We start from the raw sequence: 23,012 nt of genomic DNA, 5'->3' as shown, positions 1-23,012 counted from the left end.
TTCCAGGAAAAGTGCGTAGCGGTTTTCCGTCCGGAATTGCGTAAAAACAAATACTTAGAGCGGGTCAGCGCTTTTATAAAAAGCTGAACCGCTCTAGTGCATCTGGAGGTGTAGGGGCCCCGGTCGATGTTCGGAATTGACACCACGGTTCTGGCTTTCGTCGTGCTCGCGGGCCTCAGCGCCGGCGCGATAGCCTATGCCTTCCTGTTCAAGCGCATCGATAACGAGAAGCAGGCCGGCAAGCGGCTTGAAACGATCAAGACGGCCGAGACCGACCGATCGGTGGTGAAGGCTACGCGCGACCGCGCCGCGGAAGCGGTCAGACGGCGTAAGACGCTTCAGGATTCGCTCAAGCAGCTCGATGAAAAGCAAAAAACCAATGACCGCAACGTCAAGAAACCGCCGCTGAGGGCCCAGATCCGCCAGGCCGGCATGACCGTCTCCCTCGAGCGCTTCTACATCTACTCGGTGATCTGCGGCATCGTGCTTACGATCCTCGCCTTTCTTGCCGGCGCGCCGTTGCTGGTCCTGCCCGGCGCTCTCTTGGCCGGAGCCCTCGGCCTGCCGCGCTGGTTCGTCTCGTTTCGTCGCGCGCGCCGGGTGAAGGCCTTCCTGGAGGAATTCCCGAATGCCCTCGACATCATCGTGCGCGCGGTGAAGTCCGGTCTGCCGCTCAACGACGCGATCCGCCTGATCGCCAATGAATCCCCGGAGCCGGTCCGCTCCGAGTTCCGCCGTATCGTCGATTCCCAGCAGATGGGTATGTCGATCCCCGACGCCACCATGCGCATGTCCGAGACCATGCCATGCACCGAGGCCGGCTTCTTCGGCATCGTCATCCAGATCCAGTCGCAGGCCGGCGGCAATCTCTCCGAAGCGCTGGGCAACCTTTCGCGCGTGCTGCGCGACCGCAAGAAGATGAAGGCCAAGGTACAGGCGCTGTCGATGGAAGCAAAGGCATCCGCCGTCATCATCGGCGCCCTGCCGTTCGTCGTCGCCTTTCTCGTCTATCTGACCAGTCCGAACTACATCATGCCGCTATTCACCACCAGCGTCGGCAATCTGATCCTCGGCTGCTCCGGCGTCTGGATGTCGATCGGCATCCTGGTGATGCGCAAGATGATGAACTTCGAAGTCTAGGGACGCGGATCCAATGACAGACCAGGTCGTCAAGACGCTAACCGATCCTTCCTTTCTTATCGCGCTCCTGGTCGGCATCGCGGTTTTTGCGACCGTCTTCACGCTCATGCCTGCGCTTGGCGGCAATCAGCTCAAGGCGCGCATGAAAACCGTGGCGCTCGAGCGTGATGAGCTGCGCGCCAAGCAGCGTCAGCGGCTCGCCAATGAAGCCGATCGCCGCCGCAAGGGTTTGCGCGAGGAACAGTCGATCGGCATGCGCAACATCGTCGAACGGCTGGATCTCAAGCGCGCGCTTGCCGACGAAGGCACGCTGCAGAAGCTGAAAGTCGCGGGCTTCCGCGGCCAGAATCCGCTGACGCGCTTCCTGTTCTTTCGTCTGATCCTGCCCTTCGTCGGATTCGCGCTCGCGGCGATCTACCTGTTCCTTCTCGGCGGTCTGGCGCAGCAGCCTGCCTTCATCAAGCTGTTCGTCTGCATTCTTGTCGCCTATGGCGGCTTCTATGCGCCGATCCTCTACGTCAACAACCGCGCCACCAAGCGCAAGCAGTCGATCCAACTGGCGTGGCCGGACGCGCTCGACCTGATGCTGATCTGCGTCGAATCCGGCATGTCGGTGGAAGCAGCGCTTCGCAAGGTCGCCGACGAGATCGGTACTCAGTCCGTCGCCCTCGCCGAGGAATTCGTGCTCACCAATGCCGAGCTCTCCTATCTGCAGGACCGCAGGGTCGCTTACGAGAACCTGGCAAGCCGCACCGGTCTGGATTCGGTGAAGGCGGTGACTCAGGCCCTGGTCCAGGCGGAGCGCTACGGCACGCCGGTGGCGCATGCGCTGCGCGTGCTCGCCTCAGAAAGCCGCGACATGCGTATGAATGCGGCCGAAAAGAAGGCCGCAGCACTGCCGCCCAAGCTCACCGTGCCGATGATCCTCTTCTTCCTGCCGGTTCTGTTCGCCATCATTCTAGGGCCGGCCGGCATCCAGGTCAGCCAGCGCGGCATCTTTGGCGATCAGCACAATTCCAGCAGCCAATAGGCGAAGCATGACAAAAGCCGCGTGGCAGGCGGCGCGCGGCTTTGCTGTCTGGCCCAGCCTTGAAGCAATTCCAGGAAAAGCGTGTAACGGTTTCCGTCCGGAATTGCGGAAAAAACAAACAGCCAGAGCAGTTCGCGGTTTCCGTAAAACGGTGACCTGCTCTGGGTGCCGGCGGTCAGTTGGTCGCGACCTTCGCCTTGCCCTTGTCCTGATCCTTGAGCTGGCTCCAGGCGTTCTGCTGCGCAAGCATCTGGCGCAGATAGGCGATGTTGGCCTGCGCCTGCTCCGGCGAAAGCTCCTGCGAGGCGATCTTTTCGGCCTCGTCGAAGCGGCCCTGCAGGCCGACGACCAGCGCCAGATTCTGCCGCACCCGGCTGTCTGCGTTAGGCTGCTGCGCGGCCGAGCGCATATAGGTCTCGGCGGTGCGCAGATCCCCCTCCAGCACATAGGACATGCCGAGATTGGAAAGGATCGAGGGTTCGTTCGGCTTGAGCTCGAGCGCCTTCCGGTAGTCCTGACGTGCCTCGTCCCGCTGCCCCATCTGGTCCAGGATGGCGGCTTCCGCCGAAACCAGGCGCCAGTCCGGATATTCCGGCGTCTGCGCGCGGCGCACCGCATCGAGCGCCTGCTCGAACTGCCCGTTGGCGGCAAGCGCCTTGCCGTAGGCGGCGAGCACGTCGCGGTCCTTGGGGTAGGCTATCGCGAGCTTGCGCATCACCGCCAGCGACTGGTCGGCGTCGCCATCCATCTGCAGCGCCGCGGCATAGTTGGTGGCGATGCGTTTGTCGTTCGGGTTCCTGGCATAAGATTCGCCGAGCCTGGTCGTGGCGCTGTGCAGTTCGCTGGCCGACATCGTTTCCAGGGGCCGGTTGTCGGAGCGGGAAATGGAGCCGGTCGTGAACTTGCTGGTACTGCCGCAGCCGGCCACGCTGGCCGCCAGCACCGCCATCAATGCCGTGGTGACCAGACGCTTGGTTGTGAAGTTGATCGGCATCGGTGCCTATCTCCATTCCTGCGCGGCCATTAAGCTGGCCGTCTTCCCTCCCACAGAAATATTCTGTTAACCCTAACGGATCGTTAAGAAGCCGACTCGCCGTGCCGGCCGGAGACCATCGAATGCCTGTCGAACTCGTTGACCAGAAACCGGAAGCAGCCTTGCCAGTCTACCTTGTGGGAAAGGATGGCCTCGACGGCACTGGCCTTTCCCCTTCCGTCATCGCCTGGGCGCGGGCCAACGGCTTTTCCGGCGAGGCGGGCCGCACGCTCGTTCTGCCGGCCGAAGGTGGCGGTCTCGCCGGCGCGCTGTTCGGCACCGGCGACGGCGAGAGCCAGCTTGCCGTGGGCGCCCTGGCGCGGTCGCTGCCCGAGGGCGAATGGCATTTCGCCCAGGTACTGCCAGCGCCCGATCTTGCGGCGCTGGCCGTCGTCCTCGGCGGCTACGCATTCACCCGCTACGGCAAGAAACCCGGCAGGGCGTTGCGCTTGGCGCTGCCGTCGGGCGCCGACGGCGCGCATGTGCGCCGCACCGCCGAGGCTATGTTCCTGACGCGCGACCTCGTCAACACGCCGACGAGCGACATGGGGCCGGATGAGCTGGAGGAGGCTGTCCAGGCATTGGCAGCCGGGCACGGCGCCGACGTCTCCGTCGTCAAGGGTGACGATCTCCTGGCGCGGAATTTTCCGATGATCCATGTTGTCGGCCGCGCCTCGGCCGGCGCGCCGAGGCTGATTGACATGACCTGGGGCCCGAGCGACGCGCCGAAGGTGACGCTGGTCGGCAAGGGCGTCTGCTTCGACACCGGCGGCCTCGACATCAAGCCGTCGTCGGGCATGCTGCTGATGAAGAAAGACATGGGGGGCGCCGCCAACGTGCTGGGTCTCGCCTCGATGATCATGGCGGCGAAACGGAATGTGCGGCTGCGCGTCCTGATCCCTGCGGTCGAGAATTCGATCGCCGGCAATGCCTTCCGGCCTGGCGACGTGCTGAGGAGCCGCAAGGGCATAACGGTGGAGATCGGCAACACCGATGCTGAAGGCCGGCTGGTGCTGGCCGACGCTCTGGCGCTTGCCGACGAGGAAAGGCCGGCCCTGCTGTTCGACATGGCGACCTTGACCGGAGCGGCCCGTGTTGCGCTCGGCCCCGATCTGCCGCCCTTCTATACCGACGACGAGGCACTGGCGTCCGACCTGGCTGCGGCTTCGCTTGCTGTCGAGGATCCGCTGTGGCGCATGCCGCTGTGGCGTCCCTATGACGCGAAGCTTTCCTCGAAGATCGCCGACGTCAACAATGTCACGACGGACGGCTTCGCCGGATCGATCACGGCGGCGCTCTTCCTCAAGCGCTTTGTCGAGAAGACGCCCGGCTGGGCGCATTTCGACATTTTTGCCTGGAACCCGAATGACCGCCCGCACGGCCTGACCGGGGGTGAAGCGCAAGGCATTCGCGCGCTGGAGCGGATCATCTCGACTCGGTTCGGATAGAGCGATTCCAGGAGAGTGCGTCCAGAAGCAGCTAAAAACAGCCGCTCGTCGAAAAGCCGGCGAAACGCTTTGGACTGAAACGGAAGCGAAACAATTTGCCGTCATGGTTGGCAAATGTCGATCTCGATGCGCCCGAGCCAGGCCTTGCGACTGTGGCAGCAGGTATTGCTGTCGCAGGTGCGCGACGACGCGCCCGACCTCACCATGCGCCAGACCGCCATCCTGCTCACCATCTACCTCGATCCGCCGCCGCATACGGTGCGCGGGCTGGCCGCGAGGCTCAACGTCACCAAGCCGGTCATTAGCCGCGCGCTCGACACGATGGGCGCGCTGAAGCTGGTTTCGCGCCACCGCGACGAGCTCGACAAGCGCAATGTGCTCATCCGGCGCACCGTGGAGGGCGCGCTCTTTGTCGAGCGCTTCGGCGATGGTATCGTCGCAAAGGCGCATGAGCTGCCCATCTGACCGATAACTCGTCTGTTGACTGATTAACCCATTTGACTGGACTACCGATTTGACCGCCAGGGATGCCCGCCTTCACGCCTTTCGTTCCGATCTCGCCGATGCCAGGCTGAAGGGGGAAGTCGCCGCCGACCGCTTTGTCGCCGGCCGCCCGGCGCGGATCACCACCGCCGTCGCCGACCTGCGCAAGGCGCCGCGCCCCGATGCCGGCATCAACACGCAGGCGCTGTTCGGCGACGACGTGCTGGTCTTCGAGGTTGCGGAAGGCTGGGCCTGGGTGCAGGCCGAGCGCGACGGCTATGTCGGCTATGCCGCCGACAATGTACTCGGCGCACGTGAGCATGCGCCCACCCACATCGTCTCCGTGCCGCGCACCTTCCTCTATCCCGGACCGGACCTGCGCTTCCCGATCGGCGGGCAACTGTCGATGGGCTCCGCGGTGACGGTGACGGGTTCCGCCGAAACGCGCGGCACGCACTACGCGCTGCTGCCATCCGGCCAGGCGGTCATTGCCCGCCATCTGCGGCCGCTCGCCGAGGTTGCAGACGACTTTGTGACGATCGCCGAAAGCTTTCTCGGCACGCCATACCTCTGGGGCGGCGTCTCCGGCTTCGGCATCGACTGCTCCGGCCTCGTGCAACTGTCGATGCGCATGGCCGGCAAGGATGTGCTGCGCGACTCCGACATGCAGGCGGCATCGATCGGGACGCGGCTCGAGCTGGGCCCTAAGTATTCCGGGCTGCGGCGCGGCGACCTCGTCTTCTGGAAGGGCCACGTCGCGATCATGACCGACGCGAAGGACATGATCCACGCCAATGGCCACACCATGCTGGTCTCGCGCGAAGGGCTGAAGGATGCCGTCGAGCGGATCGGCTATCTCTATGGCGGCCCGACCGGGTTCCGCAGGCCTTAGCGCCGCCCTAACCTCTCCCCATGGGAGAGAAGTCGGATTGCCCCGATTTGCTCTTCGCAAGTCGGTTGGCAATCTGGATGAGGGGTAAGTAGCGCCAAGCTGGATCACCCTCATTAGTCTCGGCGCTGCGCGCCGGGCCACCTTCTCCCACATGGGGAGAGGGGAAGAATGATCCCCTTTTGTTCCGATTTTCCTTGGCGATCGCTTGCCAGCGCGCTACCTCTTTGCGCGTGACAGAGCAGCCGCGCCTCGCCGAACAGAATGTCGCCGTCCTTCTCCCCGAGCCGTTCGTAAAATGGTTCGCTGCAAAAGGCTGGTCGCCGCGCGCCCACCAGCTCGAACTGCTGGCGAAGGCTCAAGCCGGCCAATCGGCGCTGCTGATCGCTCCGACCGGCGCCGGCAAGACGCTGGCCGGATTCCTGCCCTCGCTTACCGAGCTGGCCAAACGTCCGCGGCGCAAGCCCGGTGGGGCGCATCGCGGCATCCACACGCTCTACATCTCGCCGCTCAAGGCGCTGGCCGTCGACATTGAGCGCAATCTCGGCAAGCCGGTCGAGGAGATCGGACTGCCGGTGACCATCGAGACCCGTACCGGCGACACGCCCTCGCACAAGCGCCAGCGGCAAAAGCTCGCACCGCCCGACATCCTGCTCACCACGCCCGAACAGCTCGCTCTTCTGATTGCCTCCGCCGCCGCCAGGCGCTTCTTCGAGGATTTGCGTTATGTCGTCCTCGACGAATTGCATTCGCTCGTCACCTCGAAGCGCGGGCATCTTTTGGCGCTAGGCCTGGCGCGGTTGCGCGCCTTGGTCCCTGAGCTGCAGACCATCGGCCTGTCGGCTACGGTCGCCGAGCCGGATGAATTGCGGCGCTGGCTGGTCAGCCAGACTTCCCCTGAGGCCATGTCCGAGTTGATCGTCGTCACAGGCGGCACCAAGCCCGACATCTCCATTCTCGATTCCGAAGAGCGGGTGCCATGGGCTGGCCATTCCGCCCGCTACGCCACTCCGGAAATCTATCGCGAGGTCAAGCGGCACAAGACGACGCTGCTCTTTGTCAACACGCGCAGCCAGGCCGAGCTGCTGTTTCAGGAGCTGTGGCGCGTCAACGAAGACACGTTGCCGATCGCCTTGCATCACGGCTCGCTCGACGTCGCCCAGCGGCGGCGGGTCGAGAAGGCGATGGGCGAAAACGCCTTGCGCGCTATCGTCGCCACCTCGACATTGGACCTGGGCATCGACTGGGGCGATGTCGATCTGGTCGTGCATGTCGGCGCGCCGAAGGGGGCCAGTCGCCTGGCGCAGCGCATCGGCCGCGCCAACCACCGCATGGATGAGCCATCGAAGGCAATCCTGATCCCGGCCAACCGGTTTGAGGTGCTTGAATGCCGTGCCGCGCTCGACGCCAACTATCTCGGCGCGCAGGACACGCCGCCTTTGGTCAATGGCGGGCTCAACGTGCTGGCGCAGCATGTGCTCGGCTGCGCCTGCGGTGCCCCGTTCCACGCCGACGCGCTGTTTGACGAGGTGAGGTCGGCTGCGCCCTATGTCAGCCTAGACCGCCCGACATTCGACCGGGTCATCGACTTCGTCGCCACCGGCGGATACGCGCTGAGAAACTACGAGCGCTACGCCCGCATTCGCCAAACCAAGGAAGGCTTGTGGCGAGTATCCAATCCCCGCGTGGCGCAACAGTACCGGCTCAATGTCGGGACCATCATCGAAGTGCCGGCCCTCAACGTTCGTTACGTCCAGGCTGGAAGCAAGGGCGCGGCCTCGCGCGGCGGCAGAGTCTTGGGAAAGATCGAGGAAGCGTTTCTCGAGACCTTGACCTATGGCGACACTTTCATGTTCGCCGGAAGGGTTCTGCGCTTCGAGGGTATCCGCGACAATGAGTGCTTCGTGTCGAATGCTCCCGGAAGCGAAGCAAAGGTCCCCTACTATGGCGGCGGCAAATTCCCGCTTTCGACTTATCTCGCCGAGCAGGTGCGCGCCATGCTCGACGATCCGCAGCGCTGGAAGAAGCTGCCCGAGCAGGTGGCCGATTGGCTGCGGTTTCAGGCCGATAAATCCGTCCTGCCGAAACGGGACGATCTGCTGATCGAAACCTTTCCACGCGGAAACCGGCACTATCTTGTAGCCTATCCGTTCGAAGGCAGGCTCGCGCATCAGACGCTGGGCATGCTGCTGACGCGCCGCCTGGATCGAGCGGGCGCCAACCCGGTCGGCTTTGTTGCCACCGACTATGCGTTGGCGATTTGGTCGCTGGCCGACATGGGCTGGATGTTCAAAAACAAACAACCATCGCTGGCTGCGCTCTTCGATCAGGACATGCTCGGTGACGATCTCGAGGCATGGTTTGCCGACAGTTGGCTGCTCAAGCGCACCTTCCGCAACTGCGCGCTGATTTCCGGACTGATCGAGAAACGTCATCCCGGCAAGGAGAAAAGCGGCCGCCAGGTCACCGTCTCGACAGACCTGATTTATGACGTGCTGCGCAGCCACGAGCCCGACCACATCCTGCTCCAGGCGACCCGTGCCGATGCAGCGACCGGGTTGCTCGATGTCAGCAGACTTGCCGAGATGCTCTCGCGCATCCGCGGTCGAATCGTGCATAAGGACCTGGAACAGATATCGCCGCTAGCCGTGCCGATCATGCTCGAAATCGGCAAGATGCCGGTGCATGGCGAGGCGGATGAAACGCTGTTGATGGATGCCGCCACCCTCGTTGAAGAGGCCATGGGGCCGGAGATGGCCGACTGAGAGAAGGCAAGAGGGGATGAATTTTTCGCTGTCGCGCGCAACGCTGGTCGCCGAGGCCGACTTCGTCGGCATCGCTGGCGAACGAGCGGTTTGTGACCGGCGCGGCGTGCTCTATTTCCCCGATCTGCGGCTGCTTGCGGTCTCCGACCTGCATCTCGAAAAGGGCTCGTCCTTCGCCAGGCGCGGCGCGCTGATCCCGCCTTATGATACAGGTGCGACCTTGCTGCGGCTGCAGGCCGTGATCGCCGACTACGGTCCGCGGATCGTCGTCAGCCTTGGCGACTCCTTCCACGACGGCGGCGGCGCCGAGCGCATGCATCTAAGCTTCCGCGAGCGGCTGGAGGCAATGATGGCCGGCCGCGACTGGTTCTGGGTTGCCGGCAATCATGATCCGGATGCTCCCGCCGACCTGCCTGGCGAGACGGTGAGGGAACTCGCGATCGGTTCGCTTGTCTTCCGCCATGAGCCATCCAAGCTGCGGGTGGAAGGCGAGATCGCCGGCCATCTGCATCCCTGCGCCCGCATCGTCCAGCGCGGCCGCTCGGTCAGGCGGCGCTGCTTCGCCGGTGACGGCGGCCGCATGATCATGCCGGCCTTCGGCGCCTATACCGGCTCGCTCAACGTGCTCGACCGCGCCTATGCCGGACTGTTCCGCCTGGAAACGCTTGTTGCCTACATGCTGGGTGCAGAGCGCACCTTTGCCATTTCCGGCTCGATGCTGCGGCCGGGCTGAGGCGGCTTCATCTGCCGTAATAGAGCGTGACGGTGTGCTTTGCCTCGGCGAAGAACAGCCAGCGTTCGACCAGCATGCCCGCGAACTGAAAGAGCGCTGCAAGCAGTGATGCGGCTGCTGCGAAAGGCCGTGGCGAGGCTAAGGCGATCACGAGCAAGATGGCCGGCACGGCGAAGGCCAGCACCTGCGTGATGCGCCTCAGCTTCGCGCTATGTTTGCGCGCAATGCGAAAACCCATCTCCTTGAGCAGGTAGTTTTCTTCGGTATGCGGCCATTCGATGGACCGCACCGTGCCGCCGGCCAGGCCGGTCGCCGTGTTGGCCGTGGTCGGGATTTCCAGCTTGTCGTTGTAGTGCCAGGTCGCAAGCTTCCAGCCCCACCCGGCGAGCGTGGCAAGCAGCGCGCCGACCAGAACCATGTTTGATCCGGCCCCGAAGCTTCGCAGCAGGCCGTTGAGCAGCACGCCACCCGTCATTGCCGAGAAGATAAGATAAGCCGGCAAAGTATATCGGCTGTGCCACTGCGCGATCGGCTTCAGCGAGGCATAGATCATTCCGGTCGTACAGACTGTCACGACGCCGCCGGTGGCAGCCAGCAGGCCAACGATGGCCACCCAACCGCCGCTTTTGCCCATCAGCACCCAGCCAATGCCGAACAGCCCGGCCGGGATGAAGGTCGCGACCGCGGCGACCCCTTCGCGCGACAGCCAGGAGCTTCGCCATTGCGAGAAGGCGCGCCAGGCGCGTTCAGGTCGGCCGAGATGGCCGGTCGAGGAGAGCAGGCCGGCCACGATCAAGCCAAGCGAAAGCGCCATGCCGACGAGCCCGAGCCAGAAGTCGGGTGCGATCAATCCCAGCCCGCCAAGGACGCCGAGCAGCGCCAGCAGGCCGTAGCCGGCCCCGGTGGCGGTGGTGAAGAAGACGACGGAATAGGCGGGATGCATGGCTGCGCGAATTCAGTTCGAAAGCATGCGGTCGATCCAGCCGAGGAAGCCTCCGTCGGCCCGGATCGGTTCCAGCGCCGGCGCGTCGACCTTCGCCGCGCGCTCGGTGCGGGCACGCGGTGGCAGGTATTTGTTGGTCGGCTTGTAACCAAGCTCGGGCATCAGGTCGACGCCGCCACGCTCGTCTACCAGGTGCGAGATTGCCGAGGCGGGATCGCCCAGATCGCCGAAATGCCGGGCGCTGGTCGGGCAGGCGGCGACGCAGGCCGGCACGCGGTCCTCTGCCGTCAGATTGTCGTTGTAGATGCGGTCGACGCACAGCGTGCATTTCTTCATCACGCCGACATCCGTATCGAATTCGCGCGCGCCATAGGGACAGGCCCAGCTGCACAGCTTGCAGCCGATGCACTTGTCCTCGTCAACCAGCACGATGCCGTCGGAGGCGCGCTTGTAGGAGGCGCCGGTCGGACAGACGGTGACGCAGGCTGGCTGCTCGCAATGCAGGCAGGAGCGCGGGAAGTTCACCGTGCGGCCGCCATGTTCGGTCGTGTGCTCATAGCTGTGCACGCGGTTGAACCAGACGCCGTCGACACGCCCGCCATACGGCTCGATGTCGGTCAGCGGCGCCATGTGTCCGCCGGTGTTCCATTCCTTGCAAGCGGTAACGCAGGCCTGGCAGCCGACGCAGGTGTCGAGGTCGATGACGAGGCCGAGCTTCTTCTCGGTTTGGGCGGGAAGGCAGGTCATTCGGCGGCTTCCCTTTTTATGCGGAATCCATCGCCGAAGCGAAGCACATCCGGTGACGGCTCGAAATTTGGCGGCTGCCGCAAGCGCTCGAATTGCGGCTCGGTGAAGCCGGCCTCTTCCGCGGCGCATTTGGCGATACGCACGCGCACGTCGAACCATGCCGCCTGTCCGGTGACGGGGTCGGAGTTCGAATAGCGCTTGCCGTTGACGGTGGCTGCGGTCTGGTCGCCGATGATGTGATTGAGCAGGAAGCCGCGATTGCTCTCTGCGGCGTCGTCCTTCAGGCCCCAGCTGCCGCGCCGCTTGCCGATCGCGTTCCAGGTCCAGACCGTGTCCGGGTTGACGCCGTCGATCAGCTTGATCTGACCCTTCACGCGGCCGTTGATGCTTTCGATCCACACCCAGTCGTCGTCGGCCAGCCCAAGCCTCGCTGCCGTCTCCCGGTGCACGAACAGCCGGTTCTGGCTGGTGATTTGTCTCAGCCACGCATTCTGCGAGCCCCAGGAATGGTACATGTGCATCGGCCGCTGCGTCAGCGCATGCAGCGGATATTTTTGGAGATCGACGGTGTCGTCTTCGAAGGGCGCGTACCAGAACGGCAGCGGGTCCATATAGGCTTCGATCCGGTCGCGCTCGGCCTCCGGCGGCTGCACCTTGCCATGACCGCGCGCGGCGAGGCGAAAGCGCTGCATCGGCTCCGAATAGAGCTGAAAGATGATCGGATCGGCCTTGGAGATGAATCCCATCTGCACGGCAAAGTCGAGATAGGCGCGGTTGCCCATCTTGTAATAGCGCTGGTCGTCGGCGAACCCGTGGTGCCAGAAACCGCCATTGTCGATGTAGCGCTGCAACTGGTCCGGGTTCACCTCGCCTTTGCCGATCGCGTCGCCGTTCTTACCGCGCCAGCCGGCAAGCGGGCCGATGCCGGGCGTGCGCTCGTGGTTGACGATGTAGTCGGCATAGTCGCGGTATTTCGCCGAACCGTCTTCGTTGGCGAAACCAGGCAGGCCGAGCCGCGCGCCGAGCTCGATCAGCACCGACTGGAACGGCCGGACATCCCGGTCCGGCTGCACCACCGGGTGACGGATGGCATCGCCCGGCCCGTCGGCATGGCTGATCGGCCGGTCGAGCAGGCTGATGCAGTCGTGCCGCTCGAGATAGGTCGTGTCGGGCAGCACCAGGTCGGCGAACGGCACCGTCTCGGAATAATAGGCGTCGGAATAAATGATGAAGGGGATCTTGTAGTCGCCCGCCTCGTCCCTGTCGGTGAGCATACGAACCGTCTCGACGGTATTCATCGAGGAGTTCCAGGCCATGTTCGACATGTACATCATCAGCGTGTCGATCGGATAAGGGTCGCCGGCCCAGGCATTGCGGATGACGCTGTGCATCAGGCCGTGGGCGGCCAAGGGCGCTTCCCAGGAATAGGCCTTGTCGATGCGGATCGGTGTGCCGACCTCGTCGACGAGCAGATCGTCGGGCCCTGAGACGAAGCCGAGCGGCATGCCCTCCAGCGGCGTCATCGGGCGGACGTTCTTGCCTGCGGGCTTTGGCCCCGGCGGCGCGCAACGCGGATAGGGCGGCTTGAAGCGGAAGCCGCCGGGCACGTCCACCGTGCCGAGCAGAACCTGCAGCAGGTGGATGGCGCGGCAAGTATGAAAGCCGTTGGAGTGGGCCGAGATGCCGCGCATGGCATGCATTGAGACCGGCCGGCCCTTCATCGTCTCGTGCCGGCGGCCCGCCCGATCGGTCCAGGCGACCGGCAGCTCGATCGCCTGCTCGAAGGCGACATGCGCCAGCTCAGCCGCGATCCGTCGGATGGTGTGGGCGCCGACCCCGCAGCGCTCCGATACCGCCTCCGGCGAATGGCTTTCGTCCAGGTATCGGTCGGCGATCAGCTGAAATACCGGTGCGCAGCGGCGGCCATTGACGGTGTAGTTGCCGGTCAGTGCTGGTTTCGCATCCGGGTCGGCGGCATTGACGGGCGCCTTCGCCACCCTGTCCCAAGCCAACAGGTTGCCGTCATCATCGCGCATGAACAATCCGTCATCGGCGGAACCGGGCTCCTGCACGACAAGCACCGGCGCGTTGGTGTAGCGTAGCAGATAGTCGAGATCTATGCGGCCGGCCTTGAGCAACTCATGGACGAGCGCCAGCACGAACAGTCCGTCCGTGCCGGGTCGTATGCCGATCCAGTCATCGGCAACCGCGTTGTAGCCGGTGCGGCAAGGGTTGATCGACACCACCTTGGCGCCGCGCGCCTTGAGCTTGCCGAGGCCGATCTTGATCGGGTTCGAATCGTGATCCTCGGCGACGCCGAACAGCATGAAGTATTTCGTGTTGTCCCAGTCGGGCTCGCCGAACTCCCAGAACGAGCCGCCGATCGTGTAGAGCCCACCGGCCGCCATGTTGACCGAGCAGAAGCCGCCATGGGCGGCGAAGTTGGGCGTACCGAACTGGCTCGCCCACCAGCCGGTCAGCGACTGCGACTGGTCGCGCCCGGTGAAAAAGGCAAGCTTTCTCGGATCGGTGCGGCGGATCGCCGACAGCCGCTCGGTGGCGATCGTGAGCGCTTCGTCCCATTCGATCTCGCGAAACTCGCCGGAGCCGCGAGGCCCTGTGCGCAGCAGCGGCTTCCTCAGCCGCGCCGGGCTGTAATGCTGCATGATGCCGGCGCTGCCCTTGCCGCAGATCACGCCGCGGTTCACCGGGTGGTCCTTGTTGCCGTTGATGTAGCGCAGCTTGCCGTCCTTGATGTGGACGTCGATGCCGCAGCGGCAGGCGCACATGTAGCAGGTGGTTTTGGCGATGCGGTCGGACACGCTCGGCGAGGTCTCGACGCCGTCGCCTTCGTCAGGCGCCTGGCTGTCGGCCAACGGCCGCTGGGAGGGCGCGGAGTTTGCGCCGCGTGGTTCAGCTAGGCTCATTATCCGCGAACGCTCTTGTCGCTTGCCATCTTGGCCTTGGTCTTCGGGCCGGGCCCGCGCATATAGTGCAGCTCAGGATGGTAGCGGTCGCCGGCGAGCTGCCGCTTCAGCTGGCGGCTCCAATGCGCGAAAAGGGATTTGAAGCGCCCGATCATTTCCAACCTTGGCGGCAGAACGGCCAATTTTTTCCAAGCTCGGCTAAAAAGTTAGAACAAAGCGATTGATCTGTCTAACAAGCCGCTCTTGTAATTCCGATCGATTTTGCTTCTTAGTTGGCCATGACCCTCGATCAGCTTCGCATCTTCGTCGCCGTCGCCGAGCATGGCCACATGACCAAGGCGGCCGACCTGCTCGGCATCTCGCAATCGGCCGCCTCTGCCGCCATCCGCGCGCTTGAAAGCCATCATGGCGTGCGGCTGTTCAACCGGGTCGGCCGCAACATCGAGCTCGCGCAGACCGGCCACCGCTTCCTGCCCGAAGCCAAGGCTGTTCTGGAACGGGCAGCGGCTGCCCACAACGTGCTGGAGCATGTTTCCCAGACCATCACCGGCAGCCTGTCGATATCGGCCAGTCAGACCATCGCCAGCTACTGGCTGCCGAGGCGCCTGGCGTCCTTCCACGAGGCCTATCCGGCGGTGCGCCTGAGCGTCACCATCGGCAACACGCGGCAAGTGGAAACCAATGTGCTGGACGGCCGGGCCGATTTCGGGCTGGTCGAAGGCCGAACCGAGTCCGACATATTGCGGCGCGCCACGGTCGATGAGGATCGCCCCATGCTGGTCGTTGCGGGCTCACATCCCGAGCTTCCGATGACGCCGGCGGGAAACCTCGACATCAGGTCGTTGCGCTGGATCATCAGGGAGGGCGGGTCGGGCACGCGCGAGGCGCTGGAGGATTTTGCGCGCAGTGAAGGGGTTCCGCCGGCGGAGTTGCAGATCTTTCTTGTCCTGCCCAGCAACGAGGCTGTGCGTCAGGCGGTGGAGGCTGGTGCCGGCGCGACCATAATTTCCGAGCTCGTCATTGCGCGCTCGCTGGCGGAAGGCAGCTTGCGATCCGTGCCGGTCGTTCTGCCGAAACGCGATTTCGCCATGATTACCCATCGCGACCGGCAGGCGAGCCTCGCGCAAATGGCGCTCAAGGCGCATCTCACCGGCAAGCAGGACGCGTCGTCAACGGGGAGGGGCTAGAGCAAGGAAGCGTCAGGCGAATTTGCGTCGCGCATCAAGCGCGAGCCCAAGCCCGACCGAGCCGAACATATCGCCTTCGATGACCGAGGCCTGCGGCACCAGCGAAAGGATCCGCCGCTTTGCCAGCGGGATCGCCGTCGAACCGCCGGTGAGGAACACGGCCGTGATGGCCGAAGCGGGAACGCCTGCGTCGGCAATCGTTTGCCTGACCGTCGCGGTTACCCGTTCGATGTCGCCGCCGATCGTCTCTTCCAGGCCGGCGCGCGTGATCCCGGCCGCGAAGCCTACGCCGGGCAGCGACACCTTCACCTCGGCCCAGGAATGTTCTGTCAGCGCGATCTTGGCCCGTTCGACCAGTCCGGCCATCGCATGCCCGTAACGATGCTCGACAATGTGGATGAAGCGGTCGACGAGATCGGGGCGCTCGGCTTCGAAGCGGATCTGCCTCAAATCCGAGATCGCCTTCGCGGTGTAGATGAGATTGATGCGCTGCCAGGTCGCGAGGTCGATGAAATAACTTGCCGGCAGATTGCGCTTGCCGTCCTTGGTCGGCGTCAGATAGCCGAGCTCGGGCATGATATGGGCGATGCTGAGCAGCCGGTCGAAATCCGTGCCGCCGATATGGATGCCGCGATTGGCCAATATGTCGCCCTTGCGGTCGTCCGAGCGGGCGCGCTCCGGCGAGACGCGCACGATCGAGAAGTCGGAGGTGCCGCCGCCCATGTCGACGATCAGCGCCAGCTCTTCGCGGGCGACGTTCTGTTCGTAGTCGAGCGCCGCCGCGATCGGCTCGAACTGGAAGGCGATGTGCTTGAACCCTTGTGCGCGCGCCGCCTTTTCGAGCTCGCTTTGCGCCTTGGCGTCGGCGTCGGCATCGTCATCGACGAACTGCACGGGGCGGCCGAGCACGACGCGTTCGACCGGGCCGCCGGCATCCTCTTCCAGCCGCCTCTTCAAATGGCTGATGAATAAGCCGATGATGTCGGTGAAGCCGATCAGGCGCGCCTTGATGCGCGTCTTCTCGTTGGCGAGCGAGCTGCCGAGAACGCTTTTCAGCGAGCGCATCAGCCGGCCCTCGACGCTGTCGGTGTAGTCGGCGATCGCGCGGCGGCCGAAATAGGTGTGGCCGTCCTCGAAGTTGAAGAAGACGGCGCTCGGCAAGGTGGGCTGTTCGCCCTCCAGTGCTACCAGTTGCGCCCGGCCGTGGCGGATCACGCCCACTGTAGAATTGGACGTGCCGAAATCGATGCCGCCGAATGCTGGATGCATAGCAGCCTCCTGTCATTGGTTTCGTCGCAGCGCATCGCCGGCGTCGAAAAACGCGCCGTCACCCGGTCGCCGGACCGCTCTGCCGAATTGAATGTGTGCTTGTCCCCGAGTTGGGAGGCGGCGACTTATCCCAAATCCGGGAAAAGGGGAACCCTCATTCCGCGAAAAACGTCAATCCTTGCGGAAAACGATGCGTCCGAGCCAGCCGGTGAGCATGGCAAGCGACACGGCGAACACGCCGTAGAGGAAGGAATAGTCGTGCGCGACGCGGAAAATCGACTGTTCGAAACCGGACTTGCGGATTTCGAGCTGGGCCGAGCTCTCCTTCACGAACATGCCGCTCTTGAACAGGAAGGCGCGTGCCTTATGGGTGCCGACCGGGATGTTGGGCGCGAGCCGGACGGTGGCGCGGAACAGGTTCTGCGACAGGAACTGGACGCCCCCGACATTCTCGCTGTAAAGGCCGGTCGCCGTCTTGCGCTCGCGAAGTGCCGAGGTGAATTCCTCGATCGTGATCGGGCTGTCGCTGGGCTCGGCCGGTTGCATGTAGAGGTTCGAAGCGCCGAGCGACAGCTGCTTGTAGCTGTTCGGCTCGGTGATGTCCTGCAGCGGGCGGGTCGTCGCCACCGAGTAGGATACCGGCACGTTCTCGAAAGTCTCCGATTCCAGATTGATCCAGACGCCGAGCACCCTGTCCTTGCGGCGCACGACGACGGGGCGGGCGGGACCCTCCAGCACGACGATGACATCGTAGCGTCCCTGGCGCGCGATCAGCGGATCGGGATTTTCGAGCGAGCCGAAAATGGTGAGGTCAGCGCCGGAAAACCCGGCGGTAATCGAAATGGCGTCGGTCGACAGGCCGATCTGGATGCTTTCCGTCGCCGGCGTCTGTGCCGCCGCCGGCAGTGCTGCAGCAGCGAGCGACAGGATGGCGGCTGCGAACGCTCTCAACGGCCCCATCAGGTCAGGCCCGCGAGCGAATAGCGATTGGGAGGCGTCACGAAAAGGTCGATGGCCAGGCGGATGGCGACGGCCAGAACCAACAGCGCCAGAAGCGCCCGCAACTGCTCGCCGCGCAGCCGCTGGCCCGCCTTGGCGCCATATTGCGCGCCGGCAACGCCGCCCGCCATCAGCAGGAAGGCCAGGATCACGTCGACCGTCTGGTTGGTCGTGGCATGCACCAGCGTGGTGTAGGCCGAGGTGAAGATGATCTGGAACAGCGAGGTGCCGATAACGACGTTGGTCGGCACCTTGAGCAGGTAGATCAGCGCCGGCACCATGATGAAGCCGCCGCCGACGCCCATGATCGACGACAGGAAGCCGATTGCCGCGCCGAGGCCGAGCACCGGGATGATGCTGACGAACAGCTTCGAGGCGCGGAAGCGCATCTTGAACGGCAGCCGGTGGATCCAGTTGTGCTGGCCGGATTTCTTCAGCACGGGCGCCGCGCCGCTGCGCGAGGCGCGCAACGCGTTGACGCTCTCGACCAGCATCAGCCCGCCAACGGTGCCGAGCAGCGCGACGTAGAGCAGCGAAATGAAGAGGTCCAATTGGCCGAGCCGGCGCAGCAGCGCAAAGACATAGATGCCTGCGGTCGAGCCGACGATGCCGCCGGCCAGAAGCACTCCGCCGAGCTTGAAGTCGAGCGTGCCGCGCTTGAAGTGCGACAGCGCGCCGGAGAAGGAGGAGGCTATGACCTGGTTGGCCCCCGTGGCCACCGCGATCGCCGGCGGGATGTTGTAGAAGATCAGGAGCGGCGTGATCAGGAAGCCGCCGCCGACCCCGAACATGCCCGACAGGAAGCCCACCGCCGCGCCGAAACGAAAACCGTCTCAATCAGTTAACAGGCAAATCTGTGGCAAGCCGTCGCGGAAGCGACGCGCCTGCCGTTATTTGTGCGCAAGCAGCGCCTTGACGAGCGGCGCGTCGATCTCGCCGGTGGGCTTCATCTTGTTGTCGGTCTGAAAGGCCATGATCGCGTTCTTGGTCTTGTCGCCCATCACGCCGTCGGCGCCGCCGGCATCGTAGCCATTCTTGTTGAGGATCAGCTGGATGTTCTTCACCGCCTTCTTCATGTCGATGCCGGCGGTGGTCTGCGGCGTGCTGTCCTGCCAGGATTCCGGGATGTCGGCCGAGTTGCTGGCTGCGTTGAGCGGCTTTGCCTTCCACAGGTCCGTGGCGGCGCGCGCCCGCTCGAACTGCTCGGGCCTGAGCGCATTGGCGATCTCGTCGCGTTTGGCCGCAGCGTCCTTGTCGCCGGTCTTGGCGACGAGAGCGAACCATTTGTAGGATTCCTCCAGGTTCTGCTTCATGCCGACGCCCTTGGCCGAAAGGATGCCGAGATTGAACTGGCTGTCCTTGACGCCGAGGTCGGCCGCCTCCTGGAACCAGTGCGCCGCCGACTCATTGTCGGTCACGCCGTCCGCCGCCATGGCGAACAGAACCGCCAGATTGTGCATGGCGCTGGCGTTGCCCTGTTCCGCCGCGAGTTGGTAATAGGTCTTGGCTTTCTTGATGTCCCGCGCGACGCCGATGCCCTTCTCGTAAAAATTGCCGATGCGGTATTCGGCCGGTGCGAAGCCCAGTTCGGCGGATTTCTCATACCATTTGGCGGCCGCCGCCATGTCTTCCTTGACGCCGCGCGATTCCGCGTAGCGCGAGCCGATCTCGAACAGCGCCTTGGCGTCGCCGCCTGCGGCCGCGTCGTGCAGCGCCACCGGACCGATATCGGCCGGGACATTGATCTTGGCGGCCGAACTTGCCGTCTGGCCGCCGCCCGGCGGGACGGTGCCCGTGGTATCGGCGGACGTGCTTGCCGGCGTGCCGGCCGAGGAAGCACCGGCTGCGGCGGCACCGGGCATTGCTGTGCTCGCCGGCGCGCCGATGGTCGGCTGCGCGTCGCCGTCCGTGTCCATGGCAGGCCCGCTCGCAGCCGGAGAGACTGGCTCCGAGGGTGTCGCCGAAGCCATCGGCGCGGGCCGGGCTGGCGCGGACGGAGTCGCCGGAGCAGGCGCCGGTTCGGCTGGCGCCGCGGCCGCGGGCATTTCGGCTGCGGATGGCTGAAAGGCGCTCTGTGGCGTTGGATCGTCCTTCGACGGCTCGGCCTGCCTGACGGCACGCTCTGGCGCGCTCTCGGGCTTCGCAGTGCTCGTGTCGGGCTTGGGCGTGCTGACATCGAGCGAGGCGGTTTCGACCGAATGGGTGGAGACGATCGGCGCGACGTCGTTGCTGGCGACCGGCGCGGGGTCGGAGAAGAAGGCCTTGCCGAGCTGCAGGCCGGCGAGCGCCATCATGATGGCGGCCGCCGCCATCAGGATCGGCTTGCGCCGCGCCTTGAGCAGATCGCCGATTCTGAGCGCCTTCACCGGGCCGGTCATCGTCGACTGCCGCTTCAGCGCGTCGGCTTCCGCGGCGGCGGCCTGCGCCGCGCGGCGGGCGGCCGCGATGAAATCGGATTTGGCGGCATCTGTCTCGCTGCGCTTGGCCGGCTGGCCGCCGCGCTCGTCGCGCACGCGCTTCATGATGGCGTTGAGGTCCGGCGCGCCGGAGCCAGGTTCGAGCGGCCGGTTGGCGGCTCTGGGATCGAGCGGTTCGTCGATGTCGACGGTCGGAACGTCGCCGGCCGGCGCCGAGCCGGCAAGCGGCGGCGTGTCCTCGTTCTTCTTGCCCTTGAAGGCGCGCGCCAGTCCGCTGAACATCGACTTCTTGCGGCCGGTCGTCTCGGCCCTCTCGCCGATTTCGTCCGATCCGAGCGCGGCCATTGCGGCGGCGGCCGCGGCCTCGGCGGGCGTGCGAGCGGCAGCTTCGCCACGCATTACAGGTTCGCCACGCGTAACAGGTTCGCTACGCGTAACAGGTTCGCCCGGTGCAGCCGGCTCGTTTCGCGAAACCGGATCGTGGCGCAGGATGGAGGCGGCGCGCGCATCGAGATCGGCGATGTCTCCGGTCAGCGGCAGCGGCTGGTCGATATCCATCGACGGCGCGTCCTGGACGGCGATCTTGCCGGTGCGGGCGGCCCGCTTGCCACCCGGCTGCGGGTCGATCAGTTCGCTGACCGCTTCACTGGGGCCGTCGGCCTCCAGCGAGCCGAGCCGGTCGACGATCTTGAGCAGCGTGTCGTGGATCGCCTCGAACGTGCGCGAATTGCGCTCGTCGGAACGGCGGGTGAGCGCTTCGAGCGTCTTCAGGTCCTGCGCGAGCCCGCTCACGGCGGCTGCGTTGGAAGCAGCCGCGCCGGAACTCGATTCGCCCAGCGACCGCACGGCGTTCTCCGCAGCCTCGCGCGCGACGGTGAGGATGGAATCGCGCGTGCCGGCCAGCGACTTCTCGACCTCGTCGAGGCGAGGGCTGATGTCCTCGAAATCGGGAAGCGGTGCGCTCGGCTTCGAAAGATGCGCCGAAAGGGCGGTCACCTGCGACTCAAGGCTGCGGATCAGTGCCGGATCAATGCCGGCGACCTGCGCGGCGGAGGATTCCAGCCGGCTGGAAATGTCCTCGAGCCGGCTTTCCAGGCCACGGATCGCCATCTCGTTGGCGGGATCGGGCGCGCGCGTCTCGATGCGCTTGGCAAGCGCGGTGAAGCGGGCGTCGATCGCCTCCATGATACCGGTGGCGTCGTCCTGTCGCATGCGCTGGTCGAGCCTGTCGGCGACTTCGTCCAGCCGCCGCTCGAGGTCGCGGAACAGCAGGTTGCTCTGCTCGATGGCATCGCCCTGGCGGCGCTCGAGCAGCGTGGACAGCGCGTCGAAGCGCTGCTCCAGGCCCTGGAAGATGTGGTCGGCGTCGGGCATCGCCGGCGCGCGGTCTATCTTGTCGGTGATCAAAGCAATTTGCTTGCCGAGACGCTCCATCGCCTGCTCCGGCAGGTTGGCGCGCCCGGCGAGCTCGTCCACACGGCTGGACAGAAGGTTGAGGCGGTCGATGACCTCGGCGCCGGGACGTGACTGCGCGACCTCCTCGATCTGCTCCGCCAGCGAGGCGATCCGTTTCTCGATTCGCCCGAAGGTTTCCGGATCGAAGGCATTGGCCTGCGCGGCCACGGTCGAGGCGACGATGGCGCGCGAGATCTCGTCCAGCCGCTCGTCGATCATGGCAAGCGTCTCGCCGCCGCGCATCGTCTGCTGGCTGGCGAAACGGTCGACCGCGCCGGCGAGGGTGCGCACCTTTTCCTCCAGCGAGGCGAGCGACAGCGATTGCGGCAGGTTGTTGACCGCGCTGCTGATCTGTTCGAGGCGGTCGGTCAGCGCCGAAAGATTGGGACCCTCGGCGCGCTGGCGCTGGTCGGCGTCGACGCGATCCTCGAAGGCGCTCCAGCGGCGATCGAAATCGTCCCAGCGGCGGTCGACGGCCTGCACGCTTTGGTCGACGGCCCGCACGCTTTCCTCGCGCGCCAGCGTGTCGAGCGCCGCCTTGACCTGCTCCAACTCCAGCCGCAGCAGGTTGACGCTGCGATCGTCGCTTTTTTCGGCAAGCGTGTGGATGGCGCCGGAAAGCCGTTCGAACTCGAGGCTGAGCTCGGCGCTGTTCTTGTCGGCGGGGGCACCATGCTGGCTCGCCGCCTGCATGGCGCGATCGATATCCTGACGCAGCGCGTCGAATTCGCGTTGCAGGCCGGCGGTCATCTGATGGCGCAACTCCTCGCGCAGTCCGCGCAATTCGACCGCGATCTTGCCAACCATCGCGACGCCGTCTTCCTGTCCGCGCACCAGGTCGATGTCGCGGGCAATGGCCTGATAATTGGGGCCGAAGTCGGAAGCTGCGGCCGCCGGGTTCTGCGGCCCGCGGTTTTGCGGTCCCCGATTTTGGTCCCTCTGCGTCGTGTAGGGTTCCTCGTACCAGCGGGGCGAACCATAAGGTTGCGCGGCCGCATAGCGCGGCTCGGGGGCCGGCCGCCGCGGATCGGGGCGCTCGGGCGTGTCGCTGCGCGTCCGCTCCAGCCGCTGCTCTAGCGTTTCGAGCGAGCGGCTCAGATCCTCCAGCGAGGTCTGCGACCGGCGCTGCCTACCGGCGTTGAGTGTATCGAGATAGGACCGCTTGCTGTTCATCGATGCGCCCGTGTTCAGAATGACCGGCTGAGACCGGTTTCCCAGAGTCTGCCGGGAACGAAGGCGTCCGCGCGGTTTTGCTGCGGAGGAAGACGGGCTTCCCGGGTTTCTCACCCACGCTTCGAAAACCGTGAAAAATTCGCTACAGGATAAACACGGGTGACCGACATGCGCACATTTCGCCCAACGTGGTAAACAAGGCGTTAACCAACCTTAAGAAATGGCGCATAATCCTGACCCGCCGGCCCGATGGCTTCCGAGTGCGGCATAAAGCTGTGTTTCCGACAACGCCCTTGCGTCAGGTGCCGGCTGTCGGTATAGAATTGACGTAAACGTAAAAGGTGCGAAGCCGTGCCTCTTGCGATTGAAGTGTC

17 protein-coding genes are annotated in these 23,012 nt (G+C 64.9%); 8 read left to right on the top strand and 9 right to left on the bottom strand.

Features of this window, described 5'->3' with window-relative positions; translation table 11 throughout:
• Positions 1-126 precede the first annotated feature (126 nt).
• Both CK221_RS09045 and CK221_RS09040 read left to right on the top strand, forming a co-directional pair.
• Positions 127-1,140 (top strand): type II secretion system F family protein, encoded by a 1,014-nt coding sequence (locus CK221_RS09045; RefSeq protein WP_066996441.1) that lies wholly within the window; start codon positions 127-129, stop codon positions 1,138-1,140.
• Positions 1,141-1,153: 13 nt separating this feature from the next.
• Positions 1,154-2,170, top strand: coding sequence for a type II secretion system F family protein (locus CK221_RS09040; protein WP_066996444.1), 1,017 nt, complete (start codon positions 1,154-1,156; stop codon positions 2,168-2,170).
• Between the two features lie 175 nt (positions 2,171-2,345).
• Here the strand turns inward: CK221_RS09040 and CK221_RS09035 are convergent, their stop codons facing one another.
• On the bottom strand, positions 2,346-3,164 hold the full coding sequence (locus tag CK221_RS09035; RefSeq protein WP_095777481.1) for a tetratricopeptide repeat protein: 819 nt from the start codon (positions 3,162-3,164) through the stop codon (positions 2,346-2,348).
• A 122-nt stretch (positions 3,165-3,286) separates the two neighbouring features.
• On the opposite strand from CK221_RS09035, the gene CK221_RS09030 reads away from it, so the two are divergent.
• The 5 genes from CK221_RS09030 (at position 3,287) to pdeM (ending at position 9,521) form a co-directional block, all read left to right on the top strand.
• Positions 3,287-4,651, top strand: a complete 1,365-nt coding sequence (locus CK221_RS09030; RefSeq protein WP_095777480.1) for a leucyl aminopeptidase family protein — start codon at positions 3,287-3,289, stop codon at positions 4,649-4,651.
• Positions 4,652-4,765: 114 nt separating this feature from the next.
• Positions 4,766-5,116, top strand: coding sequence for a MarR family winged helix-turn-helix transcriptional regulator (locus CK221_RS09025; RefSeq protein WP_095777479.1), 351 nt, complete (start codon positions 4,766-4,768; stop codon positions 5,114-5,116).
• A gap of 49 nt (positions 5,117-5,165) precedes the next feature.
• On the top strand, positions 5,166-6,026 hold the full coding sequence (locus CK221_RS09020) for an NlpC/P60 family protein (protein WP_095777478.1): 861 nt from the start codon (positions 5,166-5,168) through the stop codon (positions 6,024-6,026).
• 230 nt (positions 6,027-6,256) lie between these two features.
• On the top strand, positions 6,257-8,788 hold the full coding sequence (locus tag CK221_RS09015) for a ligase-associated DNA damage response DEXH box helicase (protein ID WP_095777601.1): 2,532 nt from the start codon (positions 6,257-6,259) through the stop codon (positions 8,786-8,788).
• A gap of 16 nt (positions 8,789-8,804) precedes the next feature.
• Entirely contained in the window at positions 8,805-9,521 is a 717-nt protein-coding gene (pdeM, locus tag CK221_RS09010; RefSeq protein WP_066996460.1) for a ligase-associated DNA damage response endonuclease PdeM, read from the top strand.
• A gap of 7 nt (positions 9,522-9,528) precedes the next feature.
• Here pdeM and CK221_RS09005 read toward each other — a convergent pair whose 3' ends face one another.
• Genes CK221_RS09005 through CK221_RS30190 form a run of 4 tightly spaced genes read right to left on the bottom strand, consistent with a single transcriptional unit; the run spans position 9,529 to position 14,293 of the window.
• Entirely contained in the window at positions 9,529-10,464 is a 936-nt protein-coding gene (locus CK221_RS09005) for a DmsC/YnfH family molybdoenzyme membrane anchor subunit (RefSeq protein WP_095777477.1), read from the bottom strand.
• A gap of 12 nt (positions 10,465-10,476) precedes the next feature.
• The gene (locus CK221_RS09000; RefSeq protein ID WP_095777476.1) at positions 10,477-11,211 is read right to left on the bottom strand and encodes a 4Fe-4S dicluster domain-containing protein; all 735 of its coding nucleotides are present in this window, start codon (positions 11,209-11,211) and stop codon (positions 10,477-10,479) included.
• The gene (locus CK221_RS08995; RefSeq protein ID WP_095777475.1) at positions 11,208-14,138 is read right to left on the bottom strand and encodes a molybdopterin oxidoreductase family protein; all 2,931 of its coding nucleotides are present in this window, start codon (positions 14,136-14,138) and stop codon (positions 11,208-11,210) included. Before CK221_RS08995 ends, CK221_RS09000 begins: the two co-directional genes overlap by 4 nt.
• A complete protein-coding gene (locus tag CK221_RS30190) occupies positions 14,138-14,293 on the bottom strand; it encodes a hypothetical protein (protein ID WP_179294591.1) in 156 nt (51 codons plus the stop codon). The genes CK221_RS08995 and CK221_RS30190 overlap by 1 nt, the downstream gene beginning before the upstream one ends.
• A 123-nt stretch (positions 14,294-14,416) precedes the next feature.
• On the opposite strand from CK221_RS30190, the gene CK221_RS08990 reads away from it, so the two are divergent.
• Positions 14,417-15,325 carry a LysR substrate-binding domain-containing protein gene (locus CK221_RS08990; RefSeq protein ID WP_095777474.1) on the top strand — a complete coding sequence of 303 codons (909 nt, stop codon included), beginning with the start codon at positions 14,417-14,419 and terminating at the stop codon, positions 15,323-15,325.
• 12 nt (positions 15,326-15,337) lie between these two features.
• On the opposite strand, the gene CK221_RS08985 is transcribed toward CK221_RS08990, so the two are convergent.
• The 4 genes from CK221_RS08985 to CK221_RS08970 all read right to left on the bottom strand — a co-directional run bounded on the left by CK221_RS08985 (position 15,338) and on the right by CK221_RS08970 (position 22,638).
• Positions 15,338-16,594, bottom strand: a complete 1,257-nt coding sequence (locus CK221_RS08985; RefSeq protein WP_095777473.1) for an Hsp70 family protein — start codon at positions 16,592-16,594, stop codon at positions 15,338-15,340.
• 171 nt (positions 16,595-16,765) lie between these two features.
• Entirely contained in the window at positions 16,766-17,554 is a 789-nt protein-coding gene (locus CK221_RS08980) for a TIGR02186 family protein (RefSeq protein ID WP_067322676.1), read from the bottom strand.
• The gene (locus CK221_RS08975) at positions 17,554-18,402 is read right to left on the bottom strand and encodes a sulfite exporter TauE/SafE family protein (RefSeq protein WP_278052572.1); all 849 of its coding nucleotides are present in this window, start codon (positions 18,400-18,402) and stop codon (positions 17,554-17,556) included. Before CK221_RS08975 ends, CK221_RS08980 begins: the two co-directional genes overlap by 1 nt.
• An 81-nt stretch (positions 18,403-18,483) precedes the next feature.
• Positions 18,484-22,638: a peptidoglycan-binding protein gene (locus tag CK221_RS08970; RefSeq protein WP_095777472.1), complete on the bottom strand. Its 4,155-nt coding sequence runs from the start codon at positions 22,636-22,638 to the stop codon at positions 18,484-18,486.
• Positions 22,639-23,012: the final 374 nt, after the last annotated feature.

This window comes from Mesorhizobium sp. WSM3868, assembly GCF_002294785.1.
GTDB lineage: Bacteria > Pseudomonadota > Alphaproteobacteria > Rhizobiales > Rhizobiaceae > Mesorhizobium.
This window is presented reverse-complemented; position numbering and strand designations above follow the sequence as displayed.